Origin of the sequence: Mucispirillum schaedleri ASF457, assembly GCF_000487995.2 — a bacterium.
Classification (GTDB): domain Bacteria; phylum Chrysiogenota; class Deferribacteres; order Deferribacterales; family Mucispirillaceae; genus Mucispirillum; species Mucispirillum schaedleri.
On sequence record NZ_CP097562.1, the window covers coordinates 1,754,692 to 1,779,079 of the forward strand.

23 protein-coding genes are annotated in these 24,388 nt (G+C 30.4%); 14 read left to right on the forward strand and 9 right to left on the reverse strand.

All coding sequences use genetic code 11. The annotated features are described in order from the left end of the window. Positions 1 to 348: 348 nt before the first annotated feature. The 3 genes from N508_RS08235 to N508_RS08245 form a co-directional block, all read right to left on the reverse strand. Positions 349 to 1,608, reverse strand: a complete 1,260-nt coding sequence (locus tag N508_RS08235) for a TRM11 family methyltransferase (protein WP_023275941.1) — start codon at positions 1,606 to 1,608, stop codon at positions 349 to 351. Then, on the reverse strand, positions 1,605 to 2,369 hold the full coding sequence (locus N508_RS08240) for a BsaWI family type II restriction enzyme (RefSeq protein WP_023275942.1): 765 nt from the start codon (positions 2,367 to 2,369) through the stop codon (positions 1,605 to 1,607). Before N508_RS08240 ends, N508_RS08235 begins: the two co-directional genes overlap by 4 nt. Before the next feature lie 194 nt (positions 2,370 to 2,563). After that, positions 2,564 to 2,989, reverse strand: coding sequence for a hypothetical protein (locus N508_RS08245; protein WP_143815556.1), 426 nt, complete (start codon positions 2,987 to 2,989; stop codon positions 2,564 to 2,566). 233 nt (positions 2,990 to 3,222) lie between these two features. Here N508_RS08245 and N508_RS08250 point away from each other — a divergent pair, with 233 nt between their 5' ends. Together N508_RS08250 and N508_RS08255 are read left to right on the forward strand one after the other, a co-directional pair. After that, positions 3,223 to 4,605: an MATE family efflux transporter gene (locus tag N508_RS08250; protein ID WP_023275943.1), complete on the forward strand. Its 1,383-nt coding sequence runs from the start codon at positions 3,223 to 3,225 to the stop codon at positions 4,603 to 4,605. Between the two features lie 18 nt (positions 4,606 to 4,623). Then, positions 4,624 to 4,986 (forward strand): hypothetical protein, encoded by a 363-nt coding sequence (locus tag N508_RS08255; protein ID WP_023275944.1) that lies wholly within the window; start codon positions 4,624 to 4,626, stop codon positions 4,984 to 4,986. Positions 4,987 to 5,449: 463 nt separating this feature from the next. On the opposite strand, the gene N508_RS08260 is transcribed toward N508_RS08255, so the two are convergent. Next, positions 5,450 to 5,878 (reverse strand): RrF2 family transcriptional regulator, encoded by a 429-nt coding sequence (locus tag N508_RS08260; protein WP_023275945.1) that lies wholly within the window; start codon positions 5,876 to 5,878, stop codon positions 5,450 to 5,452. Positions 5,879 to 5,896: 18 nt separating this feature from the next. Then, a complete protein-coding gene (locus tag N508_RS08265; RefSeq protein ID WP_023275946.1) occupies positions 5,897 to 6,739 on the reverse strand; it encodes a deoxyribonuclease IV in 843 nt (280 codons plus the stop codon). Positions 6,740 to 6,990: 251 nt separating this feature from the next. Here N508_RS08265 and N508_RS08270 point away from each other — a divergent pair, with 251 nt between their 5' ends. The 12 genes from N508_RS08270 (at position 6,991) to N508_RS08325 (ending at position 19,914) form a co-directional block, all read left to right on the forward strand. Continuing rightward, the gene (locus tag N508_RS08270; protein WP_023275947.1) at positions 6,991 to 7,218 is read left to right on the forward strand and encodes a hypothetical protein; all 228 of its coding nucleotides are present in this window, start codon (positions 6,991 to 6,993) and stop codon (positions 7,216 to 7,218) included. 146 nt (positions 7,219 to 7,364) lie between these two features. Continuing rightward, positions 7,365 to 8,684, forward strand: coding sequence for a ferredoxin reductase family protein (locus tag N508_RS08275; RefSeq protein WP_023275948.1), 1,320 nt, complete (start codon positions 7,365 to 7,367; stop codon positions 8,682 to 8,684). A 165-nt stretch (positions 8,685 to 8,849) separates the two neighbouring features. Then, complete coding sequence (lpxC, locus tag N508_RS08280; protein WP_023275949.1) at positions 8,850 to 9,788, forward strand: UDP-3-O-acyl-N-acetylglucosamine deacetylase; 939 nt, start codon at positions 8,850 to 8,852, stop codon at positions 9,786 to 9,788. Positions 9,789 to 9,844: 56 nt separating this feature from the next. After that, positions 9,845 to 10,039 carry a hypothetical protein gene (locus N508_RS08285; protein ID WP_023275950.1) on the forward strand — a complete coding sequence of 65 codons (195 nt, stop codon included), beginning with the start codon at positions 9,845 to 9,847 and terminating at the stop codon, positions 10,037 to 10,039. Positions 10,040 to 10,046: 7 nt separating this feature from the next. Continuing rightward, positions 10,047 to 10,511 (forward strand): hypothetical protein, encoded by a 465-nt coding sequence (locus N508_RS08290; protein ID WP_023275951.1) that lies wholly within the window; start codon positions 10,047 to 10,049, stop codon positions 10,509 to 10,511. A gap of 24 nt (positions 10,512 to 10,535) precedes the next feature. After that, the gene (locus tag N508_RS08295) at positions 10,536 to 12,275 is read left to right on the forward strand and encodes a proline--tRNA ligase (protein WP_023275952.1); all 1,740 of its coding nucleotides are present in this window, start codon (positions 10,536 to 10,538) and stop codon (positions 12,273 to 12,275) included. A gap of 715 nt (positions 12,276 to 12,990) precedes the next feature. Further along, positions 12,991 to 13,932, forward strand: a complete 942-nt coding sequence (locus N508_RS08300) for a M23 family metallopeptidase (RefSeq protein WP_023275953.1) — start codon at positions 12,991 to 12,993, stop codon at positions 13,930 to 13,932. 292 nt (positions 13,933 to 14,224) lie between these two features. Further along, complete coding sequence (locus tag N508_RS08305) at positions 14,225 to 15,364, forward strand: porin family protein (RefSeq protein ID WP_023275954.1); 1,140 nt, start codon at positions 14,225 to 14,227, stop codon at positions 15,362 to 15,364. A gap of 1,256 nt (positions 15,365 to 16,620) precedes the next feature. Then, positions 16,621 to 17,421, forward strand: coding sequence for a sulfur carrier protein ThiS adenylyltransferase ThiF (gene thiF / locus N508_RS08310; RefSeq protein WP_023275955.1), 801 nt, complete (start codon positions 16,621 to 16,623; stop codon positions 17,419 to 17,421). Next, positions 17,421 to 17,621 carry a sulfur carrier protein ThiS gene (gene thiS, locus N508_RS08315; RefSeq protein ID WP_023275956.1) on the forward strand — a complete coding sequence of 67 codons (201 nt, stop codon included), beginning with the start codon at positions 17,421 to 17,423 and terminating at the stop codon, positions 17,619 to 17,621. Before thiF ends, thiS begins: the two co-directional genes overlap by 1 nt. A 10-nt stretch (positions 17,622 to 17,631) precedes the next feature. Beyond that, on the forward strand, positions 17,632 to 19,233 hold the full coding sequence (locus tag N508_RS08320; protein WP_023275957.1) for a hypothetical protein: 1,602 nt from the start codon (positions 17,632 to 17,634) through the stop codon (positions 19,231 to 19,233). Between the two features lie 336 nt (positions 19,234 to 19,569). Then, complete coding sequence (locus N508_RS08325) at positions 19,570 to 19,914, forward strand: GIY-YIG nuclease family protein (RefSeq protein WP_023275958.1); 345 nt, start codon at positions 19,570 to 19,572, stop codon at positions 19,912 to 19,914. A gap of 334 nt (positions 19,915 to 20,248) precedes the next feature. Here N508_RS08325 and fliR read toward each other — a convergent pair whose 3' ends face one another. The 4 genes from fliR to N508_RS08345 form a co-directional block, all read right to left on the reverse strand. Beyond that, a complete protein-coding gene (gene fliR, locus N508_RS08330; protein WP_023275959.1) occupies positions 20,249 to 21,037 on the reverse strand; it encodes a flagellar biosynthetic protein FliR in 789 nt (262 codons plus the stop codon). A 9-nt stretch (positions 21,038 to 21,046) separates the two neighbouring features. Next, complete coding sequence (locus N508_RS08335) at positions 21,047 to 22,852, reverse strand: N-acetylmuramoyl-L-alanine amidase (RefSeq protein ID WP_023275960.1); 1,806 nt, start codon at positions 22,850 to 22,852, stop codon at positions 21,047 to 21,049. Positions 22,853 to 22,969: 117 nt separating this feature from the next. After that, positions 22,970 to 24,016, reverse strand: coding sequence for a CorA family divalent cation transporter (locus tag N508_RS08340; RefSeq protein WP_023275961.1), 1,047 nt, complete (start codon positions 24,014 to 24,016; stop codon positions 22,970 to 22,972). 137 nt (positions 24,017 to 24,153) lie between these two features. Then, the gene (locus tag N508_RS08345; protein WP_040636877.1) at positions 24,154 to 24,342 is read right to left on the reverse strand and encodes a hypothetical protein; all 189 of its coding nucleotides are present in this window, start codon (positions 24,340 to 24,342) and stop codon (positions 24,154 to 24,156) included. Positions 24,343 to 24,388: the final 46 nt, after the last annotated feature.

Consider the following 24,388-nt stretch of genomic DNA (forward strand, 5'->3'; position numbering starts at 1 on the left):
ATAAAAGCAGGTAATAGGCACATTGCCTGTTAATCACTGGGTCGGCGGTTCGAGCCCGTCTCGGGGAGCTTCTTTTAAGTCTTGCATTAGCAAGGTTTTTTTATGCCTGTATTTTAGATATTTTTCATTATAAATATTTTACACAAATCTAAACACTCAATTTAAAAATACTCTCACTTTTGTTATACAGAGTATCTGTAAATATATATTTTTTTTTCATCTTAAATTATAGTGTATAAATCTATATAACAGGAACCTATAACAGTAATAACTATTTCCTGATTATAAAAATAAACTGTATCATTCTTTATAATTATAATGCTATGATACTGTTGTTAAATTATTAGTTTACATTGAACATACTACTATATATTCATAATTCATTGTAGTAGCAGTTTTACCAGCTTTATTTGTTGGCGAATTTCGCAGAGGCATTGTTTTATTTGTGAGTCTTCGTTTTATAGTTTCTATGTGTTTTAAACCATAATATTCAAATGTTTCAGCGATAAATTTATCTGTTGGTAATTCAACTCCTTTAACTGTCCTATTACTTACTACAAAAAAAACTTTTCCATCTTTATTCATTACTCGTGAAAATTTTGCTATATCATGTGCTAAATCGTAATAAAATGCCGATACTTCATATGCTCTTTTTACATCTTGCTTACTTATTTCTACTATATAATCTGCAATAATACCAGCATCATACATTTTTTTATTTTTATCAACTTTACCACCAAGCAATTGTTTATCAAGTTTTCTAGCTTCTTTAAAGCCCAACCACTCATTTATAAAAGTAGAAAATTGACCATATGCAACAGTGGTTCTACTATCTCCATATGGTGGGGATGTTAGTATAATATCAAAACTAGGCTGCTGGTCACTAATAGTTTTATTATATATATTGTAGATTGGTTTTGTTTGCATAATCATTTGATGATAATAATTAAGATAATCATTTACTATTTTATTAAGATTTTTAATAAAAATAGAAACGCTATCAACAATAAATGAGTCTACATTTTTCATCCTAAATAATTTAAATTCGCTATTTCTAACATAGCTTACTTCTCTTAATGTTGTAGAAAATGCCAATAATACTAAATTTTTAATATTTATATCTATTATGACTTCATTTATTGTATAGTAAATAACTAATAAATCGTTTTGAACTTGTTTACTCAACCAATAATTGCGATTAGTTATATTTGCTAATGCTTGTTCTTGTATTGATATTCTTCCAACATTATACAATTTTATATTTACATTTAATTTTGAAATAAATGTATCTATGACAGAGTTTAATATATGTTTATCAATATATGTAATTTTAGCCTGTGTAATCATAACAGCAAGTGGATTCAAATCATATCCAGTAAAATTAGATATACCATGATGAAGTCCAGAAACAAAACTAGAACCACTACCACAATATGGATCAAGCATTTTGGCATCTTTAGATATATTGTAATCATTAAGCAACTTAATTCCTATCTGAGGTATCATTGTAGCTGGATATTTATGCAAATATGGATATAAAGAACTATACTTTTCTCCTATAAAATCATAATGAGAATCGTAATAGCATTTGTAGTTTAATGTATTCATAACAATATTTCTCGTGTATAATCTATCAAATAGCTTAATGGTTTTATAAAATCACCAGTTTCAATATTTTTCCCAATAAAAGCACAATCAAAAAATTTAAACATTCCTCTATGCTGCGGATTGTTGATTTCATCATAAAAGTTAATAGTAGCAAAACATACTACTGGATTAACTGGGGGATTATATTCTATATTATATCGTTCTTTTATATCTGATGCAGAATTAGCAATTTCCATCAATAGTTTCCACTTATATGTTTGTCCTGCTCTTTCTCTTAAAGATGTTTTAAGTGAAAGTATCATACATTTCTTAAGAGATTCATCTTCATTTAAACTATATACAGCCAAATCCATATCTGGTTTTTGTGTCTCTTCTCCAACATTAATAGTAAACAATTCAGCATTATTTGGGACACGCTTCTTATGAGATGTAATATAGATATTATCATCTATATTACCTACTTCCTTATTTTTCAGAAAAATCCAAACTATAGTGTTTGAAAATATTGAACCAACAACTGTTTTCGCTGCTTGTTTAGTATCTGAAATATAACCATTATCTTTTCGTTGCTGTATTATTGCCTCTACATCTTCTTTTGAAGTGATAACATATTCATATATATGATTGAATGAATTCTTAACAAATTCCTTTTTAGCATCTTGATTATCTGGTAACAAAGAATTGATTTTTTCAAGTATTGGTCTCATATAATATTTACTTTCAATTTCTTGAATATCTTTCAGTTCCATATTATTTAACATGACACACCCATATATATAAAAATAAACTAATTTTTTGTATACTTTATACCAATATAATTATGCTTGATATAAATATATGCAGTATTATTATATAAATGGAGGCATTTTGCAAGAATTCTTTTTTGAAGTATATTATTAATTTTTCATTTCTTCTTTTAAAATATTGAGAATTTTATCTATGATATTTTGAGTATTTAGAAATTTAGGCAGTGTAAACATCTTTTTTTCCTGCCGTTTTTCATAATCTTTAAAGTAAAAACACCCATTATCAGAATAACAAAAAGTATAATTATCATCTTCGTCATCAAAAAAGTCACTGGTGACTTTTTTATCTTATTCAATGATATTTTATTATAAATCGCTCTTATAGTTGCTTCATTATGTAAAATTTTTATTATATCTGCCTGCTCTGCATTTTCTGCAACGATAATTGCCTGTTTTGCCTTTGTTTCTGACAACCTAATAAACTTTTTCATTATAAAATCTGCTTTTGAGCCATTGCCATATTTTTTCTCATAATATGGCAGAGCTTCTATTATTAACTTTATTAATATGCTGTTATCTATATTTCTTCTATGGAATTGTAATCTGTGTATATAATCACTGGGTCGGCGGTTCAAGCCCGTCTTGGGGAGTTTCTTTTAAGCCTTGCATTAGCAAGTTTTTTTATGCCTGTATTTTAGATATTTTTCCATTACTTATAATAATTTTTTAATATTATTTTTTCAAAATAAACCAGCTCTTTTAGAAGTGTTATATAAATTATATATTTTTTAAAATACTTCTTTACAATAAAATTTCTTTTTTGTAGTGTATGTAGGTTTAATTAAATCATATTTTTACAGGATGATATATGAAAAAAGACTTGACTGTGGGAAGTCCTTTAAAGCTGATTATATATTTTACTATTCCATTATTAATTGGTAACCTTTTTCAGCAGTTATATAATACTGCGGATACAATGATAGTTGGCAGAACAATAGGATTTGATGCTTTAGCTGCTGTTGGAGCAACAGGTGCGTTAGTATTTTTTGTTATAGGATTTGCTCAAGGGCTGACAGGTGGATTTTCTATTATTACAGCACAGAAATTTGGCAATAAAGATGCGGCAGGTGTAAGAAAAAGTATTGCATCATCATTTATATTATCATTTATTATAAATATAGTTTTAACACTAGCAAGTGTGGCTCTTTCAGGCTGGCTTTTGCATATTATAAGCACACCAGAAGAGCTTTATGATAATGCATATAAGTATATAGTTATAATATTCTGGGGAACAGGGGCAGCAATTCTTTTTAATCTTTTTTCAAATATGCTGCGAGCCATAGGCAATTCAAAATGGCCCTTATATTTTTTAATTGCTGCATGTATTGTAAATATTATTTTGGACTATTTATTTATTCTTTATTTTAATATGGGGATATCTGGTGCTGCACTTGCAACAGTTATTTCGCAGATTACAGCAAGTTTATTATGTTTTGAATATATAAGAAGATTTGTACCTGAGCTTCAGGCAAAGGGCAGCGATTGGAAAGTTACTAAACATGACTTATGGGAGCATATAAGGGTGGGTATACCAATGGCTGTGCAGGTGGCAATTATTGCTGTTGGTATAGTAATACTTCAGTGGGCATTAAACAGGCTTGGAGCATTAGCAGTCGGTGCTTTTACTGTGGCTCAAAGAATAGATGTGCTTGCGGTGCAGTGTCTTTTATCGTTTGGTATCACTATGGCAACATATTCTGCACAAAACTATGGAGCAGGTGATATTCCAAGAATAAGGCATGGAATCAGGCAGGGCAGTATTATATCTGTTGCATTTGCTGTAATGAGTGGTATATTAATATTATCAGCAGCAGATTTTTCTGTAAAATTATTTTTAGGTAAAAATATAACTGACCCAGCAAAGATAGAAGAAACTATATATCTTGCAAAGGTATACTTAACGATTAACTGCTCTATGTATGTATTTTTAGCACTTCTTTTAGTTTTCAGAAGTGCACTGCAGGGGCTTGGCAATAGTATTGTGCCAACATTTGCGGGCATAATGGAGCTTATTATGCGGACAGTTGCAGCTATAATACTTTCTGAATATATTGGCTTTACAGGTATAGCATGGGCAAGTCCTATTGCATGGGTTGGTGCATTTATACCAGTTTTTGCAGCTTATTTTTATATTATAAAAAGTCTTATGCATAAATATGAAATAAAAAAAGCTATGCAGAAACATATATAAAATCAAGGAGACATTATTATGAAACAGAAACAGTTACTTATAATTTTAGGTGCAGCAGGTATTATATTATGGATTTATAGTATTTATTCATCTATTCCATTTGCAAAACACCTTAATTTTAATTTTTTAAAACTTATACTGGAAAATATGCTTACAATAGAAAGCCTTGTTACACCACTTGGGTTTATCATAGTTACCGCTGGTGCAGTTATTAATCAAAAAATTGCAGTTGCTGCTGGTGGTATTATTTCACTAATTATGCCTGTATATGCTTTTATAAAAAATGGCAGTGTAGATAATATAATATCATTAATTATGATACTTATATCTATTGCTGTTATAGTATTGAGTCTGGCAGGTAAAAAACTAAAACTTAAATAATTATATAAAAACTGGACTTATATAAAAATTTTGAGAATCAGTCATTTTGAGCCTGATTTTTACAGACAAAAAATCTAAATTATATATATTTCAGTAGTGTATAATATATTTAAATTGTATGCTTTTTAGATACTTCGCCTTTGGCTTAGTAAGACATGGAAGCAGGCTCAGGACGAGCCGTCTGAAAGTAAGCGATAGGCGAACTTGTTTTGGCAGAGCATGATTTAAAAAATTCACGGATGAATTTTTTAATATAAATTTATTAAGTTCATTTTGAGCCTGATATTAAAGGCGAAAAATCTAAATTATATATATTACAGTAGTGTATAATATATTTAAATTGTATACTTTTTAGATACTTCTCTTTTGGCTCAGTATGACATGGAAACAGGCTCAATATAACCTTATTTTCTTTCTATATAAGCTGCTTATATGTATTAGTATAATTTTTTTGTAAATCCAATTAATCAGGGCAGCCAAGCACTGGATATTTTTTATCATTTAAGGAAGCTATGTTTACATTTCTTAAATATTCTTCCATATGGTTTTTCATTTCATACCAAAGCCCGTTAATAGAACATTCTGGACATACTGTGCAGTTTTTATTATTTACACAGTGAATAGGAATAAGTCCCCCATCCATAGTAGTTATCACATCAAGAATAGAAATATCTTCTACAGGTCTTGCCAGTTTATATCCACCAAGCTTGCCTGCTGTTGAAATAACAAGTTTGCTTCTTTTAAGGTTAGAAAAAATCTGCTCTAAATATTTATTAGACAGTCCCAGTTTTTCAGAAAGTGTGGCAATACCTACAGGCTTACTGTCTTCTGAAAGCAGATTAAGTGTATGTAATGCTCTGATAGCATAGATTGATTTTGTAGTAATTTTCATAATTGCCCCTTCATCTTTTTATAGAGTGCATTCAGTAAAGTTTTCCCTTAACAGTTTTATTTCTGCAGCATACCCATCAAGCTCATTTGGAGTTTCAAGATAAAAAGGCAGATGACGAAGTTCAGGGTGGTTAATAAATTTGATAACTGCATCAAGTCCTATGGAGCCTTTGCCAATTTTTTCATGTCTGTCTTTATGGCTGTTGTAGGGCATCATAGAGTCATTTAAATGGACAGCTTTAAGCCTTTGAAGCCCTATAACTTTATCAAACTTTTCTAATACACCATCTAAATCATTGACAATATCATATCCTGCAGAAAAAATATGGCATGTATCAAGACACACACCTAATTTATGGTTTAATTCAACTCTGTCAATAATAGTGCTTATTTCTTCAAAAGTAGAGCCCACTTCACTCCCTTTGCCAGACATTGTTTCAAGCAGCACAGTTGTGTGATATTCTTCTTTTAATATAGAGTTAAGCATATCTGTTATAAAATCAATAGCAGTATCAATCCCTTGTCCTACATGGCTTCCGGGATGGAAATTATACATATTTTCGGGTATATGTTCCATAATTTCTAAATCGCTTGCCATTGTATTTTTTGCAAATTCTCTAAGCCCTGCATCACTAGAGCATGCGTTTAAAGTGTATGGTGCATGTGCTAAAACAGGTGCAAAGTTATTTTTTTGTAATATTTCATTAAGGGCAGCAGTATCTTTTTCGTCAACAGCTTTTGCTTTACTGCCTCGTGGATTTCTACTGAAAAATTGAAATGTATTTGCATTAATACTTAATGCTTCTTTACCCATATGCTTAAAACCTTTTGATGATGAAAGATGACATCCAATATTAAGCATTTTTTACTCCATAATATATTTAATATATTTATTTAAATACATTTAAAAACTAAGTCTTACATATAATTTTATATAAAAATAATTTAAATGCAAGTAAAATAAGATAATATTTTAAAAAAAATATGTAGAAATAACAGATATATTCTTTAAAAAACTTAAACAAACAGCATTAAATTGTTAAAAATACTTGTAAATAATAAGAACTTTTACTACATTATAAGTAGATATATTTTATATGGTGGAGGCATAATATGTATAAACTTTTAGACATTTTAAACCCAAACCAAATCAATTTTTTATTGTCAATAGGTATAGATATTTATGATAAAGAATATACTGTAGATGAAGTCAGTGATATTTATTTTGCAGTAATGGATAAGCTCAGCGATAATCTTGGAGATGAAATAACTTCTCCAGATGAATACAGTAAGAAATGCTCTGATATTTTAAACTCACTTGCAAAAGTTACAAGTATATAATTTAATGATTAATATATTGATAGTGAACTATTTATTTACGAACTTGTCATACTAACCATATAATTTTGTAACTTAATTTATTATGTCTGTGTCTTATGACTTTGCAGCATAATATTTAAGTTATAAAAGTATTTATGAGGTGATGTATGAGTAAAGCTGCAAAATGGAGTATATCTGGTTTGTTACTAGGAGTTTTAATATTTTTATTATCTCCAAGTTTTAATAAACTTATTTCAAATTTTGCATTCTGGAATGTTAAAGAGCAGTCATTATATTTAACAGGCTCTATTGCTATTGTTTATATGGTAATGAGTATGCTGCTTTCTGTTCGTTTTAGTTTTATTAATAATATATCAGGTGGTCTTGATAAAGCTTATATTATTCATAAATGGGTTGGTATTTGGGCATTTGTTTTTTCTGTAATTCACTGGTTTATTGAAACACTATTTGTAGATATATACAAATTATTTTTTGAACTTCCGCCAAAAATAAAAGGTGTTTCTTCTATAAGTGATTTTGCTAAATCAATATATAAAATAGGAAATGAGTTAGCTGAGAATGCTTTTTATATATTAGTTATTGTTTTAGTTGTGGCATTGATTAAACGTGTCCCATATCATAAATTTAGATATATCCACAAAATAATACCTTTTCTTTTCCTTTTTATAGCATATCACTCTTTTACAATACAGATAAAAGGTGTATGGTTTGGCTCTATTGGCAGTTATCTTTTATCTGCTGTTATAATTATTGGTGTAATTGCTGCTGTTATTGATTTGCTGCAGTTAATAGGTTTTAAGCATAAGGTATTTGCTGAAATAGTAAAATATGAGCGTAATGAAAAAAATAAAACTATTGATTTAGTGTTAAAACCAGCAGAGCCTTTTGAATATACTGCAGGTCAGTATGTGTTTTTAAAGTTCTGCCACAGTAGAGAGCCGCACCCATTTAGTATTGCAGGATATGATAAAGAAAGCAATACACTTAGATTTTTGATAAAAGAGCTTGGCGATTTTACAAATGAGCTTGCTGTAAAAATTAAAAAAGATGATATAATAACTATAGAAGGTCCTTATGGTAATTTTACATTTAATGACAGCAGGGCTCAGCAGATATGGGTAGCAGGTGGTATTGGCTTTACTCCATTTGCAGCAAGGCTTGAATATCTTGTATCTCTTGGTAAAAAAGTAGATAATGTAGATTTCTTTTACAGTGCAAGGGGCGAAAATTTATATCCTGAGCTTGCAGAATTAAGTGAAAAAGCAGGTGTTCGTTTTCATTACAGAGATACATGTAAAGATGGCAGGCTTAATTTTGATATAATAAAAGAAAAAATAAAAGATATAAAAAATATATCATTATGGTATTGCGGTCCTGCATCTTTTGGTGCAGCATTAAAGCGGAATGCAGCTTCCTGCGGCATAAGCAAAAAAGATATACACTATGACAGCTTTGATATGCGTTAGTATATGAATGTGACAGAACATTAGTTCGTTTGTTATTTTTAACAAAAAAGGCTGATTGTGTTCTAAAAAACACATCAGTCTTTTTATTTATTCTTATTTATCAATAATTTATGTATGGCACATATTTTGCTATACTGAATTATATGAAAATAAGGAGTGTAATATATGCAAAAAACACTTTCAAAAGCTTTTACTATAAAGGGTATAGGACTTCACAGCGGCAGAGAATTTACAGCAGTAGTAAGCCCTGCTCCAGAAAATACAGGTATCCAGTTCAGGCGTGACGATGTGCGTAACTGTGAATATACCCGTATTACTCCTTATAATGTTTCTTCTACTCAGCTTGCCACAACTATTGACTGCGGCGGGCTTCCTATCAGCACAATTGAGCATTTTTCTGGTGCATTTTATGGGCTTGGTCTTGACAATGCTTATGTTTCTGTTTCAGGAACGGAAGTGCCTATATTAGATGGCTCAGCAAAAGAAATTATTGAACATGTAGAAAGAGCAGGCTTAAAAGAGCAGAAAGCACTAAGAAAGGTGCTGAAAGTAACACGCCCTGTATCTATAGAATATGAAGAAAAAACTGTAGAAATTGAACCTTATGACGGTTTTCAGATTACTTTTGAGCTGGATTATCCACATCCTGTAATAGGCAGGCAGGTTTTCACTTATGAATATAATGAAAATACATTTCATAAAGAAATAGGCATAGCCCGCACTTTTGGCTTTAAAAGAGAAGTGGAGGCATTATGGTCTATGGGGCTTGCAAAAGGCGGCTCTCTTGATAATGCTATTGTAATAGATGATAAGGAAGGGGTATTAAACCCAGAAGGTTTAAGAGCACCTGATGAGTTTGTCCGCCATAAAATACTTGATATGTTTGGAGATTTATCATTAATTGGATACAGACTGCAGGGTAAAATTAAAGCCAGCAGGTCAGGTCATCAGGTAAATAATGTATTTGCCAGAACACTTCTTGAAGCAACTAACAGTTATGAAATAGAAGAAGTTTATGATAAATATGAAAATATGCAGGAAAGCACAGCAGAAAATATTTCATTTAATCCTTTTGTGGCTTCCCCATCAGTAAGCCCCGCATAATATACATTATTGACAGTATATTATATCTATGATAAATACTATTTAAGGGGTAAAATATGAAAGAGAGTTTAGCAGATACAAAAAAGTGGCGAGAAGAGCAGGAAAAAAATATTAAATATTTTAATAATATATCAAATATGACTTTGCCAAATGACAGCAATTTACCTAATTATGATGATTTAGCAGATAAATTAAATAAAAATTTCTCAAATTTTATAAATAATATTGATAAAGCTGTCAGTGATAAATAGGTATTACATGCAGTTTGATAATGATATTTTTGTTAATAATGAGATAGATGTTATTCTTAATTTCTATAGAAATTCTTTTAGTAAATCCTATAAATGTGTTCTACAACTTCAATTATTATGGCATACTATTACTTGTTTTGCTAAAGATTTAGATAGACTGTGTAGTTTTCATTGTATAGATATTCCAGACAAGCATAAACAAGTGGCACATTTAATATATTGGATAGTCAAAATAAAGCCAATACATATTATAGATGGAAAAGGTAATTTTGACAGACTAAGTGTGCCATTTATTAATGAGATTTTTGCTTGTTACATTGGACTTACAAGGTTAGGCATAGATGTTATGAGCATTAGTAATATATTTTTAAAAAATTTTTTATATATGCTTCATTTTAGAGAAATAAAGCCAGAGCCTCTTTATTTGTTTTTATATACTTTAGAAAAAGCATGTATGAAAGAAATTCCATAAAAATAATTGATTTAAGGTAAAATTATGAGACAAAGCAGATATTTTATACAAACTATGAGAGAAATTCCATCAGAAGCAGAAGTTATCAGCCACCAGCTTATGTTACGAGCTGGTATGATAAAAAAAGTTGCAGCAGGTATATATGATTATCTTCCATTAGGATTAAAAGTTATCCGTAAAGTAGAAAATATTGTTCGTGAAAATATGAATAAGGCAGGAGCAGTTGAGCTTTTAATGAGTGTAGTGCAGCCTGCTGAGCTTTGGCAGCTTTCTGGCAGATGGAATCATTTTGGTAAAGAACTGCTCCGTTTTAAAGACAGGGGGGAAAGAGACTTTTGTCTTGGACCTACTCATGAAGAAGTAATTACAGATATTGTTAAATCTCAGGTTAATTCATATAAACAAATGCCTGTTACATTATACCAGATACAGACAAAATTTCGTGATGAAGTTCGCCCTAGGTTTGGTTTAATGCGCGGCAGAGAGTTTATTATGAAAGATGCATACTCATTTGATATAGATGATGCAGGTGCAGATATAAGTTATCAGAAAATGTATGATGCTTACAGGTCAGTATTTAATGCCTGTGGACTTCGCCACAAGGTAGTAGATGCAGATACTGGTGCAATTGGCGGCTCATTTTCACATGAATTTATGGTGCTTGCTGATACTGGTGAAGATGCTGTTATGTCATGCACAAAATGCGATTACAGTGCAAATATTGAAAAAGCTCAGGTAGTAGATAACGGTGAAAAAGAAACGGTAGAACTTTCGCCATTAGAAGAAGTTGCAACACCAGATAAACATACTGCATTAGAAGTTGCTGAATTTTTAGGTGTTGATATTAAGCATGTTCCCAAAACTATGATTATAAGATGCGAAGGTGTAATGGACGGCAAAGAAGAAAAAACAATTTTTGTTGCCTGTATGGTCAGGGGTGACCATGAAGTAAACCTTACAAAAGTTAAAAATATAGTTAAAGCAAAATCTGCAGAATTTGCAGAGCATTATGAAGTGCAGGATATGACGGGATGTGCAGTTGGTTCTCTTGGTCCAGTAAATATGCCTTTAAAAGTGTATGTTGATAATGCTTTAAAATATGTGTCAAATATAGTAGTTGGTGCAAATAAAGAAAGTTATCATATTAAAAATGTAAATTTAGACAGAGATGCAAAAATAGAAGGTTACTTTGATATCCGTAATGCTTTATCAGGGGATAAATGTCCGTTATGTGGTGCAGAGTATGAAGAAACAAGGGGTATAGAAGTAGGCCATATATTTAAGCTTGGCACAAAATATTCTGAAAGCATGGGTGCAAAAGCTCTTGATAAAAACGGTAAAAATATTCCTATTGTTATGGGCTGCTATGGTATAGGTATTGGCAGAACTGCAGCCAGTGCAATAGAGCAGAACTATGATGAATCAGGTATTATATGGCCTAAGGCTGTTGCACCTTTTGAAGCAGTTGTTGTGCCTGTTAATACAAATGATGAAGAAGTTATTAAAAAAGCTGACGAAATATATGAATGTCTTTTAAATATGGGTGTAGATGTATTAATAGATGACAGAAATGAGAGAGCAGGTGTTAAATTTAATGATGCAGATTTGATTGGATATCCTTTAAGGGTGAGTGTTGGTAAAAAAACACTATCTGATGGCAAAGTGGAAGTATTAATACGCAGAACAAAGGAAGTTATATTAATAGATGCAGATAATAGTGCTGCTGAAAAAATAAAAGAAATATTAGATACAAAAGTTTTATAAACATAAATATAAGCAAAGTATTTTCGTTTATCCTTTTTCTGCATTGTCATACTGAGCTTTAAAGGTGAAGTAATTTAATATATCCTTTATTAAAAATACTGTCCAGCTGCGGACTTTTAATTCCATCGCTACTTGCTTGGAAAGTCCTTGCTTCGCAGAAAACGCTCCCCCTGTATTTTTTAAATTACGCTCTGCCGAAGCAGGTTTGGCTATCGCTCACTTTCAGATGTCTCGTCCTGAGCCTGCTTCACTGCCATACTGAGCTTGATTTATAAGCGAAGTATCTAAACAACTAGATACTTTAAATATATTATGCACTGCTGCAATACATATAATTTAGATTTTTCGCCTGTAAAATCAGGCTCAAAATGACTTATGGTGTGAAAATGGTATGTCAATACTGAGCTTGCAATACAGCAAAGTATCTGTCATATAAACATTAAACAGTATATATAACTATTTTAGTTTATACATTATATAAACTGCACATTATATAGTGCAGTATAAACAAATTATAAATAACTTATACATTTTAAGATTTTTTGCTTGATTATTGTAAAAAAATCTGTCATAAGTAAAATGTATTGTGTTATGCTTTATAAGTAGTATGTTTTATAGTTATGGTAAGCAGGCAGTTTAAGGATATATATTATTCTCAATAAATAGTTTTTTTGAGCATAATTTTTGTAATGGCTTATATACAAGGGAGAATATAATGGCAAAAAAATATACAGTAATGATTTTTGACCCTGAGAAATATGGTAAAAGTAAAACTATTTTTATATCTAAAAGACCATTCTGGGCAGTAGGTTTTATTATATTTTTCCTTTTAGCATCTACTGGTATATCATCTTACATTGCTTATAGTTTTTACAAAGAAAGCCGTATGCAGCAGGCTGCAGTAGGCAGCGACAGCAAAAGTGCTGTTTTTAATGTGCAGTTTGCTAATTACATTCAGCAGCTTGATGAATTAAATAATAAAATGAACTCATTAGATGAGCTTGAATATAAAGTCAGGGAGCTTGTTTCCTATCAGGATGGCAGCCGTGTTGTAAAACAAGTGGCAGTTGGCGGTAAGGAAGTAGATATATTAAGAGAATATTTTGCTTTTTCAGACAGAAGAGAGCAGGAATTTTTTGACAGCTTAAATGAAACATTAGATGTAATGCGGATAGAAATCAATAAAAGAGAAGTAAGCCTTGCAAAACTTGTAGATTTTTTAGAAGAGCAGCGTCTTGTTATGCTTTCTACACCTACTATATGGCCAGTGAGAGGGTGGGTATCTTCTAAATTTGGTTTCAGGACTTCCCCATTTTCAGGAAGAAGAGTTTTTCATGAAGGTTTAGATATTGCAGCAAGGTATGGTATTCCAGTCCGTTCTACTGCAAAAGGTATAGTTTTATATGCTGGAGAAAAAGCAGGCTATGGTAAAATTGTTACTATTGACCATGGCTATGGTTATATGACAAGATACGGCCATAACAGCTCATTAACTGTAAAAGTTGGTGATAGGGTAGAAAAAGGTGATGTGATAGCCAAAGTAGGCTCTACAGGAAGAAGCACAGGTCCCCATGTTCACTATGAAGTGCTTGTAAACGGCATACCTGTAAATCCACAGAAATTTATTATTGATGAAAATGAAACTGAAATATATTAAATATAAAGCCTTATGTATACAACATAAGGCTTTTTTTTTATAGACTATCAAATTTTCTTAAATCATTCTTTATAACATGTTGTTCTGTATTTTTATAATATAGTAATGTAATTTGCAAAAAAAATATTTTAACATATAGAATGTCTATGTCTTTTTGTTATAAAATATTTTAGATTTTTGTTTTAATTTTTTGATATAACAAGAAATTTTTACTTTTTTTTAATATTACTATTTACATTTATATAAAATCATTTTATAATTTAAATAAATTAATCGAGGAGGATTAAGGATTATGAAAAAGGTTTTATTAACTTTGATTGCTGTCTTAATGGCAGTTCCTGCTTTCGCTATTGAAGTTTATAACAATGGCGAAAATGCTGTTGATATTTATGGCACACTCCGTGGCTATATTGGCTATGGACATGGTGTAGATGGTGTATCTGACACGACTGATGATAACTTTCTTTACGGGATACAAGGAAACTCTCGTATAGGTGTAAGATTAAAAGTTGGTAATTTTTCCGGACAGGTAGAATTAGGTGCTGTAGAAGCTACTCTTTATGGTCGTTCTACTGGAAGTAATGTTGGTTTAAGGCAGGCTTGGGGTGCTTATTCATTTGGTAATGCAGGTGCTCTTCTTGCAGGTAAAACTGATACTCCAACAGCAATGGGCGGTTTTATTTCTGATATTATGGATACTGACGGTGGCTTAAACGGTTTTGGAGGCAGCACTACTGGGTCAAGACGCTTTCAAATACAATACAATGTTGCAGGTTTAAGCATTGCATTAATTGAAAACGATATGGCATATGGTCCTGGTGTTAGTTACGGCTATACTGATGGCGGTGAAACTATTCCTCGTCTTGGCTTAAGTTATACATATAAAAATCCTTCTTTATTAGTTAAAGTAGCTGCTACTTACAGTGCATTAAACGGAACTATTAATGCACCTGTATCAGATACTCGTTGGGCAACTGTTCATGCTTTTGGTGTAGCTCTTGGTTTAAAACCTACTTTTATGGATGGTAAAATGTGGTTATCTGTTCTTGCAAGATATGGTATGAATGAAGAATTATATGGAGAAGCTAAAACTGTTTATAATGGCGGTTTAATGGCTCACAGCTCTATTGGTAATTATGTTGGTGTTCAAGCAGATGGAACTGTTGATAATGTTCAAAGAGCAGCTGTAGCATTAGAGTTAGGTTACAATGTTAATGATATGATAGCTGTTATAGTAGGTGGCGGTTATCAGCACAGTATGATTGATGCACTTACATATGATGTAGGCTCTTATGCAGTATTCTTACAAGCACCAATCAAAATAAGCGGTAATTTTGCTCTTATCCCACAATTTACTTATACTGGAACAAGATTAGACAGCGATAACAAAGATTCTCTTGTTTTAGCTATGCAGGCAAGAATTACTTTCTAATTTAATATTAGTTTAGTGACATAATATATAAAAGCTGCTTTTTATAAAGCAGCTTTTTTTTATGTAATAGTTATGTGATTATATTTATTATGTTATTATGAATATAGCTAATAATATATTAAGTTTAAATACTTTGCCATTATATAGCTTTAAATGATTAGATATGGTTAGAGTAGTAATAATTAAGTTTCCAGACTTATCAAAAATTTTGGAAATTGTAGAATAAGCAAAATAACTTCCAGTAAGAAATATTTTTATACTGTATTATAAAAAAGGACTTGCAGAAATTATATTCTTTAAGTATATTAAAGGCACGGGAAGGCTGGACTGATCAGCCCCCGATTCTGGTTAAAAATAACCGTTCATCTTTGGTAGTTGGGCGGTTATTTTTTTATATAAAATAAAATTATGCTTTCAAGTATTATAAAGATTATATACAAATGATATACTTCTGTTACCATAAGCACCTCCTTTCTAAGGAGGCTACCAGCCACAGCCAAACCGTGCTTATATCTTATAACACCAAAAAATAAAAAAATACAAGTAAAAATACTTATTTAACTTACCAAAAAATTTTAGGAATTGTAGAATAAGTAAAAGGACTGCCAATAAGAAATATTTTTATATGGTGTAGTAAAAAAGAACTTGCAGAAATGGCATTTTTTGATTATATTAGAAGTAGCACAGGGGACTGGTATGGTCAGCCCCTTAGTGTGAGATTTTAAAGAAATATCTTAAAATAACCACCTGCTGGGCAAAACAAGGTGGTTATTTTTTTATGTAAAAAATTATGGTTGCCGTTACCAGCACACATAATGCAAATGTGATATGATTTTCATATACCATAAGCCACCCCCTTACTTATTCCGAATGGTTAATCCTAATGGATAAAAAGAAAGGTAGCCAACCACCAGCCCGCACTGTGCTATTAGGCTTAAAGCCTAGATAGAATAAACACCAAAAAGTAAAAAAATACAAGTAAAAATACTTATCCCCAGATAATCCACAATGTTTTTTTAGTATTTTCAAGTATTTATGTTGAGCTGCTTAATGATTAAGCAGTCAAGCAGATATATAAAATTTCAGCTGCTAAAATTATATATGTTAAATTTTGCTTTTATCTGCTCTAACAGCTGCTTTATTTCCTTTTTGATTTTCTTATTTTCATTTATAATCTGATTAATATTTTTTATTAGTTACATTAAGCTTTTTTTGATTTCTTGACTTTTATAATCAACCATAATATACTTTTTATTATGAAAATTACAGTTAACGGCAAAGAATTATTTATAGAAAAGCCTTTATCCATTAAAAATTTAATACTTGAATTGAATGTAGATTCAGATATATTTATAGCAAACTCCTTCCCTGTTTCATTGTCATATAACATAAAAAATAATGATGTTATTACTTTAATAAAAAAAGGCAGCATACCTGATAAAGATTATTTAGAATATCAGCTTATCAGCAGGCAGGGTTTAAAAGAATATAATATATTAAAAAATTCATCAGTTGCAGTATGTGGACTTGGTGGGCTTGGAAGTAATGCTGCCATAAGTCTTGCAAGAGCAGGGGTTGGCAGTTTAAAACTTATTGATTTTGATATAGTTGAGCCGTCAAATATAAACAGGCAGGCTTATTTTATAGAGCATATTGGTAAAAATAAAACTGATGCCTTAAAGGAAATAATAAATAAAATATCACCTTATATTAATATAGAAACAGCAAATATTTATTTAGATGAAACAAATATTATAAATGAACTTTCAGGTTTTAATGTAATACTTGAATGTTTTGATAATATTTCTTCTAAAATGATGTTAATAGAAAAATGTGTAAATAATATGCGTGACAGTTATATTATAGGTGCATCAGGTGTGGCAGGATATTATAATACAGATAAGTTTACAAAAAAATCTTTAGGCAGTAATTGTATAATAATAGGTGATTTTGAAAATGAAGCAGGCTTTAATCAGGGGCTTTATGCTCCGCGGGTAACAGCTGCTGCAAATATTCAGGCAAATGAAACCATAAGATATTTATTAAAGGATAAATAATGCAGATAAAAGTTAACGGCATATTATATGATTTTGATGATAATATTTCACTTGAAAATATTATAAATCAGCTTAATATTTCATCAAATAATATTATAGCAGAAGTAAATGGTGAAGTAATAATAAAAAGTAAATTTAGTGAAACAATAATAGAGCATAATGCAGTAATAGAGATTGTTAAATTTGTAGGCGGCGGTTAATGGTGATAATATGAAAAAAATACTTTTGATACTTTTACTTATTCCAAATATTATAAATGCAAAAGAAACTTTTGACAGTTTTGCTGCTCGCACAGAAAGCTGGGCAAAGGGTTTAAATGGATATATTGTTTCATCTGGTCGTGATGTAACTATTGATTTAGGTAAAAATGCTAATGTGATTAAAGGTATGGAGTTTACTGTTTCAAAAGATGGTCAGGAGCTTCTGCACCCAGTAACAGGTAAATCATTAGGTAAAAAAAGAGTAGAAACAGGTAAGGTTGTAATAAATAATGTAGAAGACAAATACAGTATATGCAGTATAAAAGAAAATAAAGGCATAGTCAGGGGAAATTACATATCCCATATTTATCCTGTCCCTGTAAGTATTAAAACAAATCTTTTAGAAGAAAGTGAAACTGCTCAGTTAAGATATGCTTTATTTAAGCAGGGTGCACTTGTAGAAAATGGGTCATCTGATTACAGTATTGTATGCAGCAGAGAAAAGCATGGTGCAAACACTGCAAAATGCAGCCTTAAATTTAAAGATAATGAAATATTTTCAGATGATATAGCAGTAAAAGGTGTTAAAATCATAACAACAGCGAAAAATGTAGATAACTTAAAATCATATAAAATAGAAACTACAGCTTATAGTATGGCAATAGGCTATTTTTTAGGCAAAGAAAATGGTTATTTAGTAGCAGTTAATGAAAGGTCATCAGTAATAGTATATGAGCTTAAAAATGGTCTTCTTGTAGAAAAAACATCAGTTAATTCTATTGGAGAAAAAATAGTAAATATAGAAGCTGTTGATTTAAATAATAATGGCAAAGATGAATTATTTGTTTCAGCAGTAACAAAGAAAAATCAGCCTGTATCATATATATTTGAATATGATAACGGAGAATTTAAAATACTGCAGAAAAAAATCCCTTACTTTTTCCGCACATATTATGTGGCAGGCAGAAAACATATTATATGTCAAAGTTATACAGAAGGTGCAATGACTGGTATGATATATGGTGTGGAATATAATAAAGATGAAAATAAATATTTATTTTCAATACCTTACAGCCGCAGCTATGGTGCAGCAATATATGGATTTGGCTTAATCAAAGGCAGTGAAAACAGAGATGATGAAATAATGTTTTTTAACAGGCACGGAGAGATTAGTTTAAGTGATGGAGAAAATATTAAAATATATAAAGAATTAGACTGCGGTAATACTCCAAACTACCTTGAATATTCAGAAAAATTGAATACTGGTGTAAATGTTGCAGCATCAGGGGAAAGTGCAGGCTTTTTTGTATATGATGAGCAGAGTATAATAGTTCCTGTATACCAAAGAATAATACAAATGCCTGACGGTTCAATTATGCTTTATTCAAATAAACTTGCTAAAATGAATGTAATAGGTAAATATAAAGCTGCAAAAATTGGTTCATATTTTTTTACAGATAAAATGGTGCCTGTGTGGGAAAAAAATCTATCAGGAACAGCAGTTACAGATATTGATATAACAAGTGACGGCAGCTATTTAGCTTATATAGTATCTAATAATAAAAATGGTTTAAACAAATCATTTTTATATGTGATAGACAGCAATCTTTAATATAGAAAATACTTATATATTAAATAGATTAGAAGTAAAAAATACTACAAGGCTAAATATTTCTATTCTGAGCAAAGCGAATAAAATAAAAAGGTATATTATTATATAATACACTATAAATTTATATTTATTATTTTATAGTTCCTTCGTTTGCATAGCAAACTCAGGAAGACATTATCTAGTGTATTAAAAATTTTATAAATTAATCAAATTTTTATGTATTAATAATATATGCTATTCAATAAATTACGATAACGATTTAATGTCTATTCTGAGCAAAGCGAAGAATCTGAAAAATATTCTTGCTTTTTATTGCAATATAAATACAATATGCAAATGGAAGATAAGTTTAAATCAATAATTTTATCACATAATCAAACAGCTTCAAGTAGGAATCAATATTATATTTATATTATTACTAACTACCATAATACAGTGTTATATGTTGGTGTTACAAGCAACCTTATAAAAAGAATATATGAACATAAAAATAAGGTGGTAAAAGGTTTTACTAATACTTATAATTGCAATAAACTTGTATATTTTGAAATATTTTCAGATATACAGGAAGCAATTAAAAGAGAAAAATATATTAAAGGTAAAAAAAGAAGTTTTAAACTTGATTTAATTCAGTCATTAAATCCAAACTGGCTAGATTTATATGATATGATTACTCAATAAATATTTTATAGATTCTTCGCTTTGCTCATAATAGACAATGTTGTGGTTTGAATATTTTATCAGTTTTATTTATCTTTAATTTTTTATTTACTAAAATATTTAATAACAGGCATAGTTTTTTTGAAAGATTAATATATGTCTTCCTGAGCATGCTCCCGTGTCTTACTGAGCTTGACTTATAAGCGAAGTATCTAAAAAAATAAGATATTTTAAGTATATTATGCACTGCTGCAATATATATAATGCTAGATTTTTCGCCTTTAAAAATCAGGCTCAAAATGACAGTAGTCTAAGTTTTTCGGATAAGTCCAGATATATAATTATTACAGCATAATTAATTTAGGATACTATTTATTTCAAAAAATTTCTGTATCTGTCTAAAATACTCAAATACAATTTTTTCATAAGCTATATAGAAAAGCTGCATAGATGCAATCAGCATAAGCACACCTATTGTAATTTTTACAGGAAAGCCTATCACCATTATATTCATTTGTGGAACAAGTCTTGCAAGTATTCCCATAATTACATTTGTTATCATAAGGGCAATAAATACTGGTGCTGTAATCTGTATGGCAATAACAAATATCTTAATAAATGTAGTTAAAATAAACATTAAAGCATCTTTGTTAAAAGTAAAATCACCAACAGGCATAAAATCAAATGACTGCCCAACTGCCCGTAAAAAAATATGGTGTCCATATATGCCAAGGTATATTAATGTGCCTAAAATATTATATATCTGCCCAGTAAATGACACATTTGAGTTAGTAGATGGGTCTATAACACTTACCATACTAAAACCTATTTGATAGTCTACAAGATAACCCCCAAGCTGCAAACCAGAAAAAAGCAGGCTTGTCATACCACCTATACATATTCCTATTAATATTTCTTTTGCAACGCTTACTATAAGCCACAAAATATTAGGGTCTGTAATAGTAACAGGGTTCACAACAGGAAGTAAAAGCAAAGATATTATCAGCACTAAAATCATACGGACAGGGTTTAAAAGTGATGAACTGCTGAATACTGGTGCTGTAAAAAATAAGCCACCCATACGCATTATTATTAAAAAATATGTAAGCAGGTGGCTTGGCTCAAAAAGGTCAGTAAACCCCATAATAATTACCTAGAAATTATTATATTTCGATATATATTCCTTAATACCGTCATATATACCTTTTGCCACTTTTTTTCTATAAGTTGAAGATTTTAATTTAGAAGCATCATCATTATTTGACAAAAAGCCAGTTTCTACAAGTATGGCAGGCATAGTTGCACCAACAAGCACATAAAATGGTGCCTGTTTAACTCCAAGATTTTGTTTTGATGATGCACTAACATTTTTTACAAGACAGCTTTGCACAGAACCTGCAAGTGATACAGATTCTTCTAATTTAGAATATTTTAATATATCTTTTAGAATACCCTGCAAATCTGAAATAGATTTAGTAGTTGCCTGATTTTCAAGAGCTGCTACTTCTAATGCTGCTCTGTCATTTGTTACATTAAATACAAATGTTTCAAGTCCTGATGCAGCTTTATTTTTAGCTGCATTTGCATGGATTGATACAAAAATATCAGCTTTTAATTTATTAGCAATAGCTGTTCTTTCTTCTAATGGTATAAAAACATCTTTATTTCTTGTTAAATGTATATTCAAATCAGGGTCTGATTTTAAGTATTCATAAAGATATTTACCAATTTCAAGAACAATATCTTTTTCTTTTAATCCGTTATATACTGCTCCGGGGTCTTTTCCCCCATGCCCTGGGTCTATAACAATTGTTCTTATTTTAAGCCCTAATGCAGCACCAAGAGTAATGTCTTTTGGCAGGTCATCTGGGCGTTTTGTTTTCATATCTTTTGCTGCATTGTTTTTAGCGGTCTGGTTATTAGAAGCAATAACAGGGCGTTTCACATCTTCTTTTCTTTCAGATGAAAATACATCAACAACTATTCGGCTTGGGTTGCTCATTTGAAAAACTGTAAAATCTTTTACATTTGCAGAATCAAGCACAACACGAGTTCTTTTATCCTGCGGATGATACCCAAGACGGACAGCATTTAAAAGACCATCTTTAATAGACAAATTTTTTGAAACATTATTTCCAAGTATTGAGTTATTAATATCAATAGTTAAGCGTGGCGGTTTATGAAGTGCTGCATCTGCTTTAAGCCAGTGGCTTGAATATTCTGCATTGTTAGATAAATCTATAACTATTCTTGTATAATCTTTATCAGAAAAATATCTTATTCCATGCACATTTACTGTTTTGCCTGATGCTGTAGCTCCAGAATCCTGCCCAGCTGATACTGATACCACATCTTTATCATCTTCTTCTGCAATATTTTTAACAGGCTCTTTTAATGGCTTATTATCTTGTTTTTTTACCTGATTATCTGCTGTAATAACTGGATTTGGTCTTGTAATAGTAGAGCGGTTATTAGTGCCAAGAGAAGCAAGCTTTTTTTCAGCTTCACGGGCTTCTGCACTGTTAGGATGTTTTTGCATAAGTTTATTAAGTGTAAATTTTGCAGAAGCACTGTCGCGTCTTGCAAGAAAAATATCTGCACTTTCTAAATAAGCCCGTCTTGCAGCAGCAGAAGAAAAAGCACCCTGCACCATTCTATAATAGTTAAGGGATTTATCTAAATCTATCTGCATATTAAAACGCTCAAAAGAACGCCTGTATGCCCTTGCAGCACCTAGAAGTGCATCATCTGCATATTTGCCTGATGGATTATCTGCATAAATTTTGTAAAACTTATCACCTATTGTAGTATAAGATTTTCTGCCAATTTGAGCAGTTTTGTCAAGGAGAGTTAAGTCCTTATACATATTATCAATCTGACTGGCATACACAAAAAATGATGAAAACATAAGCCAGAAAACTACAAAAAATGGTAACTTAAATCTATCTATAATATACATTTACACCTGCATTAATACTTGTAAAATTAAATATTTATATTATCAATATTATATGAAAATATCAATTATTTATTTTGCAAGTATAATATATTTTTGCTTTATTGTAAAAGTAAATAATCAAAAAAAGTTCTTTTTCTTAAAAAACCATGCAAGCATAAATGAAACTGCAAACATGGCAAATACACTTACTGCAAACCCATGTGGAAATGATGAGAATGGTATTTTATTAAAATTCATTCCAAAAATTCCGCCTATAACCATAGGGGGCAGCATTAATGTGGAAAGCATAGTAAGTATATTTATAAATTTATTAGACTTTAACTGCATTCTTGACATATTTTCAGCATATACTGAGTGTATAGAGTCTTTACAGTATAGAACAGCTTCATTTAAATATACTGCATGCTCACACAAGTCTTCATAATAAGGCACAATATATATATTATTTTCGCTGCTGTGCTCTATGGAAAGTTTTAAAAGCTGGTTTACTACATCATAAGAAGTTCTTGTGTGCTTTGACAGGAAGTTTACATATCTTTTTAATGTAAAAAGCTGAGAAGTATCACATGGACATGTAACATCCTGTGTCATAGTATCTTCTATACTGTCAACTGATAAGTTAATATTGTTTAATATCATAATATAGCTGTCTATTACTGCATCAATTAAAGCATACAAAAGATAATCACTTCCGCGTGTATAAAATTTATTAAAATTCTTATGTATCCTTTGCAGAACAATATTAAATTCGTCACAGTGATATTCTTCAAAAGTAATTAAAAAATTATCTTTATGTATAAAAGAAATCTGGTTATCCTGCATAGTGGCATTAATGCTTAATGAACGCATAATGATAAAATTATAGTCAAAAGTATCATCAAATTTAGGGTTGTGGTATGTTTCAAAAACATCTTCTAAAGTAAGGCTGTCAATATTAAATGGCTTTAATGTTTCTATAACCTTACTGCTGTCTGAAAGACCTGTTACTCTAATCCATGTAACAGATTTATCTTTATTATCATAATCTATAACATCACTTTCTTCTACTTTGTCATGCATAATTTTACAGCATGTAATATTAGTTTGGACTGGTGCAGTATCGCCTTCATAAATTATTGTGCCGGGTGCTGCACCTTTTGATTTTAAAAAAAGTTTTTTATCCATACTGCCTGCTCTCTTACTTTAACAATAATAAGTTAAAGTGATTTAAATAATATATAAAATTTACAATATGATTTATAGTAAAGTCTGATAATAAAGTTACAGACTGTAAAAGCAGGATAAATATATTTTATAACTTACTATTTAACCTTTGGTTTAGGGGTAAAATGCATACACTGACTGCCTGAGTTTTTAAATACTTCCATTGATGGTATTATTTTAGATTTAAACCCGATAGCCTTGCAGGCATAAGGTGTTGCAGGCTGCCAAGTAATCTGTAAATGTATGCAGTCAAAACAGTTTATTCGTTTTTGATTATTTTCTTTCATACTAGGTATATAAAATAGTTATAGAAAAATTGCAAGCAGTGAATTT